Raw genomic sequence first — 6,518 nt, 5'->3', positions numbered from 1 at the left:
TCCGGCGAGTACTTACTGGGTGGCGCCACTTCTTCCTCGTTTCCTCTTCAGGACAACCCTATTGGGTCCCTGTCCGGAAACTTCGTGGCCCCTCAGTGGCGCACGTTCGCTTGTACGCCGACAGGGGGGAAGGATTCCCCCATGGCTGACAAACTGGTGGCGGCTCAGCAAGCCTTGGCCAAACGTCTGGCGCTGGTGGCAGAGTCGGGTGATCTCAGATTGGTTCTGCAGCGCAGAGCAGCCGTGGAGCTACGCAGGCTGGTCAGGGCGGTGCCGAACAACGAGTTCGACCTGGACTCTCGTTTGCTGCTCGGCTGGCTGCACTGGTACAGGCATCTGGCCCTTGATCATGGAGACGGGCCGGATCGGAAGACAGCCGTCGAATTGCTCAGCTCGTGCCTCTTCCATGGCGCGGACTTGGAAAAGCTGCCCGAACCGCTGTGGCCCGCCCTTGCGGACAGGGTGGTCTCCTCTGCGGTGACCCTGCTGAGGGACACCTCGGGCTCCACGGACCGGGACCTGGTCCTGTTGTGCGCGACCGTGTGGGAGGGGATCACCAAGGCGGTCGCGGACGATCACCCTTCCCGGGCGTTGATGCTGAGCAATGCAAGTATCGCCGTGGACAGACGGTTCACGCTCACCGGTGACCGCGGGGACCTGGACACGGCGGTGGACCTGGCGGAGGAATCGGTCGCGCTCGATCCCGGAAATGCCGCATCCTTGTCCAACCTGGGCGATCAGCTGCTCACCCGCTTCCAAGTGCTCGGCGCAGCGCGCGATCTCGGACGAGCGGTCGAGGTGTGCGGTGAGGCAGTGAGCATCAGTTCCCCGGATGCCCCGGGACGGCCCACGATGCTGTTGAACCTTGGGACAGCGCTCCGGCACCGGTACGGGCTGACCGGCATCGAGGACGACCTGAACCAGGCGATCGGCCACCTTCAGGAGGCTGTCGTGACGACGCCCGAGGGGACCATCGACCGCGCCAAAGGGCAGTCCAACCTCGCCGGCGCCCTGTTCGCCAGGTACGAACGCAATGGCCTGCTCGCCGACCTCGATCTCGCAACCAGACATCTGCAGGAAGCAGTCCCGCTGCTGCCGCCAGGCCACCCGAGCCTGGCCGGCGTCCATGTCAATCTCGGGATCGTCCTGCATGAGCGGTTCCTGCAGGCAGGGGACCCGCAAGACCTGGACGCCGCCAAGATCGCCCTGGAGGAGGCGATCGAGACCACGCCCCCAGGCCATTCCGATCTGCCGGCCATGCTGACCAACCTGGGCGCCGTCCTTGCGACGCGGTACGAGTACACGGGAGCACTCACCGATCTCGACCGGGCCGTCGACGTACTCGAGAACGCCCTGTCAGCAAGCCCACCGGATTCCGCACAGCGCGCGATGACCCTCACCAGCCTCGCTACCGCGCTGATCGCCCAGTTCATCCGGCTCGGTGGGCTCGGCGAGCTGGCCCGGGCGGAGGCGTATCTGACGGACGCCGTGGCCGCAAGTCATCCGAAGAGCCCAGCCCTCGTGCAGCGGCTGGCATCTCTCGGGATCGCCGCGAACCTCAGGTTCGAACGTTCAGGGACACCGACCGACATTGACGCGGCCGTCGAGTGGCTGGACAAGGCTGTGGCCGCCGGCAGCGGCCTGCCCGTCAAGCTGCACTGGATGTCCACCAACCTCGGCCTCGCACTGCTCGACCGGTTCCGGGTCACAGGCGATCCGGGCGACCTGGACCTGTCCGTGCTCAGGCTCCAGCAGGCCGTACAGATGTTGCCCGCCGGGCATCCGAGCCTCGCCATGTGCCTGTCCAACCTCGGGCTCGCGCTGGCCGAACGGTATGAGTCGACCTCCAGCCCCACTGAACTGGACGAGGCGATCGGCGTGCTGGGGCGTGCCGTGACGGCCGCCCCCGCCGACTCCCCGGACCGCGCTTCGTTGCTCGTCAACTACGGAGAACTCGTGGCCCTGCGCCATGAGGTCCGGGCCATCGACGCCCTCGAAGAAGCGTTCGCGATGGAGATTGCTCCGGCATCGACCCGGATCCATGCGGCACGTGCCGCCGCTGCGATCGTGCGCGAGTCCCAGCCCGTACGGGCTGCCAAGCTGCTGGCGGGTGCCATCGAGCTCCTGCCGCAGGTCGCGCCACGCCAGATCGACCGGGCCGACCAGCAGCACGCGCTCATCGGGTACGCCGGAATGGTCGCCGACGGCGCCGCACTCGCGGTGGACGATCCGGTCCAGGCCGTACGTCTCCTCGAAGGCGGCCGGGCGGTGCTGTTCGGCCAGGCCCTCGAAACCCGCAGCGACCTCACCGAGCTGCGTGTCCTGCACCCGGAACTCGCCTCCAGGTTCATCGACCTGCGCGAACTGCTCGACCGGCCGCCGGCCCGGCGGGACGAGACCATGGCGAGCCGTCGACGTCTGGGGAAGGCGTGGACCGAGCTGTTGACCACGATCCGATCGCTCCCGGGATTCGCGTCCTTTGCCAGGCTCCCCTCTGTCGCGGAACTCCTCGACGAAGCCGATCAGGGGCCGATCGTGATGTTCAACGTCAGCTCTCTCCGCAGCGACGCTTTCCTCATCACCCGCGAAGGGGTACGCGGCCTGCCCCTGCCCGGCCTCACCCTCGACACAGTCATCGATCAGGTCAACACCTTCTACCGTGCGTTGCGCGCCGCGGCAGGTGGCCAGACCATGCGAGAACGCCTGGATGCCCAGAAGCGGCTGGTGAGCGTGCTGGCCTGGTTGTGGGACTCCGCCGCAGGTCCCGTCCTGGATGCTCTCGGCCCGCAAGATCGGGTCTGGTGGGTGCCGGGCGGGCTCCTCGGCCTCCTGCCGATCCACGCAGTGGGACGCCCGGGTACCGGGGTCATGGACCGAGTGGTCTCCTCCTACACGCCGACGCTCGCGGCGCTGCGTCACGCCCGAAGGCGACACCTGGCGAACACCCCCCTCGGCCAAGGACGTTCGCTGATCGTGGCGATGCCGACCACCCCTGGCGTGCCCGGCCGCCTGGCCCATGTGGCCGACGAGGCCCGAATGCTCGCCGAACGGCTGCCCGACCCGGTTCTGGTCGATCTGCCGTCGAAGCCCGAGGTCCTCGATCTCCTGCCGGAATGCGCGGTCGCGCACTTCGCCTGCCACGGCATCAGCGATCCGGTCGACCCGGCCCGCAGCCGACTCCTGCTGCATGACCACGAGACGGCACCACTGACCGTCTCCGACGTGGCGTCCCTCCACCTCGACGGCGCCCACGTCGCCTACCTGTCGGCCTGCGACACCGCCCGCACGTCAGACCTCCGGCTCATCGACGAGGCCATCCATCTGACCTCGGCGTTCCAACTCGCCGGATACCCCCATGTCATCGGAACCTTCTGGGCCATCGAAGACAAGATCGCGGTCCACATCGCCCGAAGCTTCTACTCCGAACATCGGAGCGTCAGTGCGGCCGAGGCGCTGCACAACGCGGTCCGCATCGTGCGAGACGCCAATCCCCGGACGCCGTCACTTTGGGCTGCCCACCACCACGCAGGGGCTTGATAATCGGCCTATGCCAAAAGTCGACGGCCTGGCGCACGTATGCGCACATCTCGACGAGCTGAGGAGCATCCTCGACGACACCGCGCCCTTGGACCGTGTCCTTGACGCAATCCACAACGGCGGTGACCCCGCCGGACCCATGCAGGAACTTCATCAGGCCGTCCAGGCCGCGGGTGACGCACTCGGTGTGCTCGGGCACACGACCCGGGCGATCGCCGACACCCCCGGACTGCCGGCGGCACCACTCGAGCTCGTGTACCTCTGCCCGTCTGGAATCTGCACCCGGTACTCATGGTCGGAGGCCCACTGCGAGATCCATGATGCGGCCATGCGCCGGGAGCGTCTGCCGTGATCGGCGGCCTTCTCAGCGAACTCGGCAAGAAGCTCGGCGAAAAGTGGCTGACGCTCCTTGTCCTGCCAGGAGCGCTGTATCTCGCGGTCGTCACCTGCGCGTCGACGCTCGGGCACGCTCACGCACTGGACGTTCACCGGCTTGTCGACCAGATCGCCACTTGGGCCGAACACCCAGCCACCACGACCGTGGGCGGTCAGGTCATCTTGCTCGCCGCCGTTCTGAGCGGAGCCGCCGCACTCGGGTCCGTCGCCCAGACACTCGGCGCCCTGGTCGAACGTACCGTGCTGATCACTGACTGGCACACTCTCCCAGGACGGCTGAGGACCAGGATCGACGCTCGCGTGGCCTCACGGCGCACGAAGTGGCATGAGGCCAACGAGCTCTACCGTGAAAGGCGCGAGGAGGCAGCACAAGCGCTCGCCCGAGGCGAGCCAGTCCACCCGGCACCCCGGCACGCGGCGTTCCGCGAGATGCGAGCGATCTCCATCGCACCCCCTGAACGCCCAACCTGGTCAGGGGACCGGATGAACGCGGTGGCCGTCCGACTCGAAGGCGACCTTCACCTCACCTTCTCCCAGGTCTGGCCCGTCCTGTGGCTCCACCTTCCCGAGGACGTCCGCACCCAGATCACCGCAGCACGCACCGTACTCTCGCAAGCTTCGGGGCTGGCTGCCTGGACGGTCCTGTACGCCGCTCTGACCCCGATCTGGTGGCCCGCCGCTCCGATCGCCCTCGTCATGGCCTTCGCCTCCCGCCAACGTTTCCGCGCCGCTATCGAGGCTTACGCAGAACTCCTCGAAGCCTCGGTTCGCCTTTACGCCCATTCCCTCCTGAACTCGCTGGACCCAGAGGCCACTGCCTCCACCGTCGGCGACGCACTCACCCCCCACCTCGGCACATGACAAACTGCCGCTGGCGTCGCCAACTGACGCAGCTGTGCCCGTTTCCCAAATCGGGAAACGGGCATGACGGCGATCACGCTTCGAGCACGGAGAAACCCCTGTTCATCGAGCGGGGGTTCCGTTTGACACAACGCACTAAGAGGCTGTCTCACGTGGTGATTTTCGCGAGCTTCTTGTAGCAGGTCAGGGCAGCTGCGAGGCCGAGGGAGGCAAGGAAGTGAGAGCCCTTTCGCTCGTATCGCACGGTGAGTCGGCGGTAGCCGAACAGCCAGGCGATCGACCGTTCGATCTTCCAGCGGTGCCGCCCGAGCCGCTCGCCGGACTCGATTCCCGGGCGGGCGATCCGCGGGATCAAGCCTCGGCTGCGGAGCCAGGCGACGTGGTCGGCGGAGAAGTACGCCTTGTCAGCGCGTACCTTGACCGGTCGCCGCCGGCGCGGTCCGCGCCTGGAGCGGACGGCAGGTATCGCCAGGATCAGCGGCTTGAACGCCTGGCTGTCGTGCAGGTTCGCCCCGGACACCGCAACGGCCAGCGGGATGCCCTGGGCGTCGGACAGGACGTGCAGTTTGCTGCCCTTCTTGCTGCGATCAACCCTGCGATCAACCGGATTCGGCCCGGTCAGGGTGCCCCCTTTTCGCCCGGACAGAGGCCGCGTCAATGATCGCCGAGGTCCAGTCAACCTCGCCCCTGGCGCCGAGTTCGTCCAACACCGCCCGGTGCAGTCGGCGCCACAGGCCCGCCTCGGTGCACACTGCGAACCGGCGATGCGCCGTCGCGGGAGACATGCCGAACGTCGGCGGCAGACGCCGCCAGGCGCAACCGCTGGTCAGCACGTACACCACGGCAGTGAACACGGCCCGCTCATCACACGGAGCGGTCCCGCCGCCCTGCGGACGAGCAGCGAACGACGGCAGTAACGGGGCGACCAGCTCCCACAGTTCATCAGGAACCAGCCGCTGTGACAGATCAGCACCCACGACCGGCATCATGCCGCACAGACATCACGCCACGTGAGACAGCGTCTTATTACGGCGACTATTTGGCGCACGACGAGCGCTATGAGCGCTCCGGCGAATTCCTTGACGTGCTGCACCGCTTCTGGAAGGGCGAAAAGCCCGTCACCCACCATGGCAAGCACTACCGCGTCAACGAGGCGCAGCTCGGCCTCGGCTACAAGGACGGCGGTCGCCCGTACATCTACATCAGCGGCGCCTCCGGGGTCGCGCAGAAGACCGCGATCGAGCAGGGCGACTGCTGGCTGCGCTACGGCGACACTCCAGAGGGCCTCGCGGACGCGGTCGCGCCCGTGCTGGCGGGCGGCTGCCGCGCCGGCACCCGCATGCAGGTCCTGCCATGTCGACGCGGTGCGCCGTCTGGTCTTCGACCCGCTGACCAAAGCGCAGCAGCGTCAGCTCGGTGCCGTCTCCCAGCGCATGCTCGGCGCTCTGAAGGCGCCGAGCATCATGAAGACCATCCTCATCGCCGGCGGCAACAGCCCGGCATCGGCCTCCAGGCCGCCTGCGACCTCCTGGCCGACGGCCACCGGCTCGTCCTGCTGGGCCGTGACCCGCGCAAGGGTGAGGCCGCCCTCGCCTCGTTCGGCACCGCCGGCGACCGGGCGTCCTTCCTCTGAGGGGCCTCGCGTTTTCCAGACAGTTGTCTGACCGTCTATTTCACGCGGCGATTCGCAACTTCTCGTACTCGGCGTGGACTTCGCATGGAGG

Annotated in this window: 5 protein-coding genes; 4 read left to right on the top strand and 1 reads right to left on the bottom strand. The window is 67.5% G+C overall.

Going from position 1 to position 6,518, the window contains the following annotated elements:
• Positions 1–141: 141 nt before the first annotated feature.
• Genes ABT114_RS49795 through ABT114_RS49785 form a run of 3 tightly spaced genes read left to right on the top strand, consistent with a single transcriptional unit; the run spans position 142 to position 4,794 of the window.
• A complete protein-coding gene (locus ABT114_RS49795) occupies positions 142–3,537 on the top strand; it encodes a CHAT domain-containing protein (protein ID WP_351153864.1) in 3,396 nt (1,131 codons plus the stop codon).
• 10 nt (positions 3,538–3,547) lie between these two features.
• Positions 3,548–3,889: a hypothetical protein gene (locus ABT114_RS49790; protein WP_351153861.1), complete on the top strand. Its 342-nt coding sequence runs from the start codon at positions 3,548–3,550 to the stop codon at positions 3,887–3,889.
• Positions 3,886–4,794 (top strand): hypothetical protein, encoded by a 909-nt coding sequence (locus tag ABT114_RS49785; RefSeq protein ID WP_351153859.1) that lies wholly within the window; start codon positions 3,886–3,888, stop codon positions 4,792–4,794. The genes ABT114_RS49790 and ABT114_RS49785 overlap by 4 nt, the downstream gene beginning before the upstream one ends.
• Before the next feature lie 148 nt (positions 4,795–4,942).
• On the opposite strand, the gene ABT114_RS49780 is transcribed toward ABT114_RS49785, so the two are convergent.
• Positions 4,943–5,771, bottom strand: a protein-coding gene (locus ABT114_RS49780) for an IS5 family transposase (RefSeq protein WP_502988537.1) whose coding sequence is annotated in 2 segments (ribosomal slippage) — positions 4,943–5,429 and positions 5,428–5,771 — 831 coding nt in all. Because the reading frame shifts where the segments join, the coding sequence is not laid out codon by codon here.
• Positions 5,772–5,833: 62 nt separating this feature from the next.
• Here ABT114_RS49780 and ABT114_RS49775 point away from each other — a divergent pair.
• Positions 5,834–6,427: an LLM class flavin-dependent oxidoreductase gene (locus ABT114_RS49775; protein ID WP_351153853.1), complete on the top strand. Its 594-nt coding sequence runs from the start codon at positions 5,834–5,836 to the stop codon at positions 6,425–6,427.
• Positions 6,428–6,518: the final 91 nt, after the last annotated feature.

Origin of the sequence: Streptomyces sp. NPDC002088, assembly GCF_040296605.1 — a bacterium.
Classification (GTDB): Bacteria; Actinomycetota; Actinomycetes; order Streptomycetales; family Streptomycetaceae; genus Streptomyces.
This window is presented reverse-complemented; position numbering and strand designations above follow the sequence as displayed.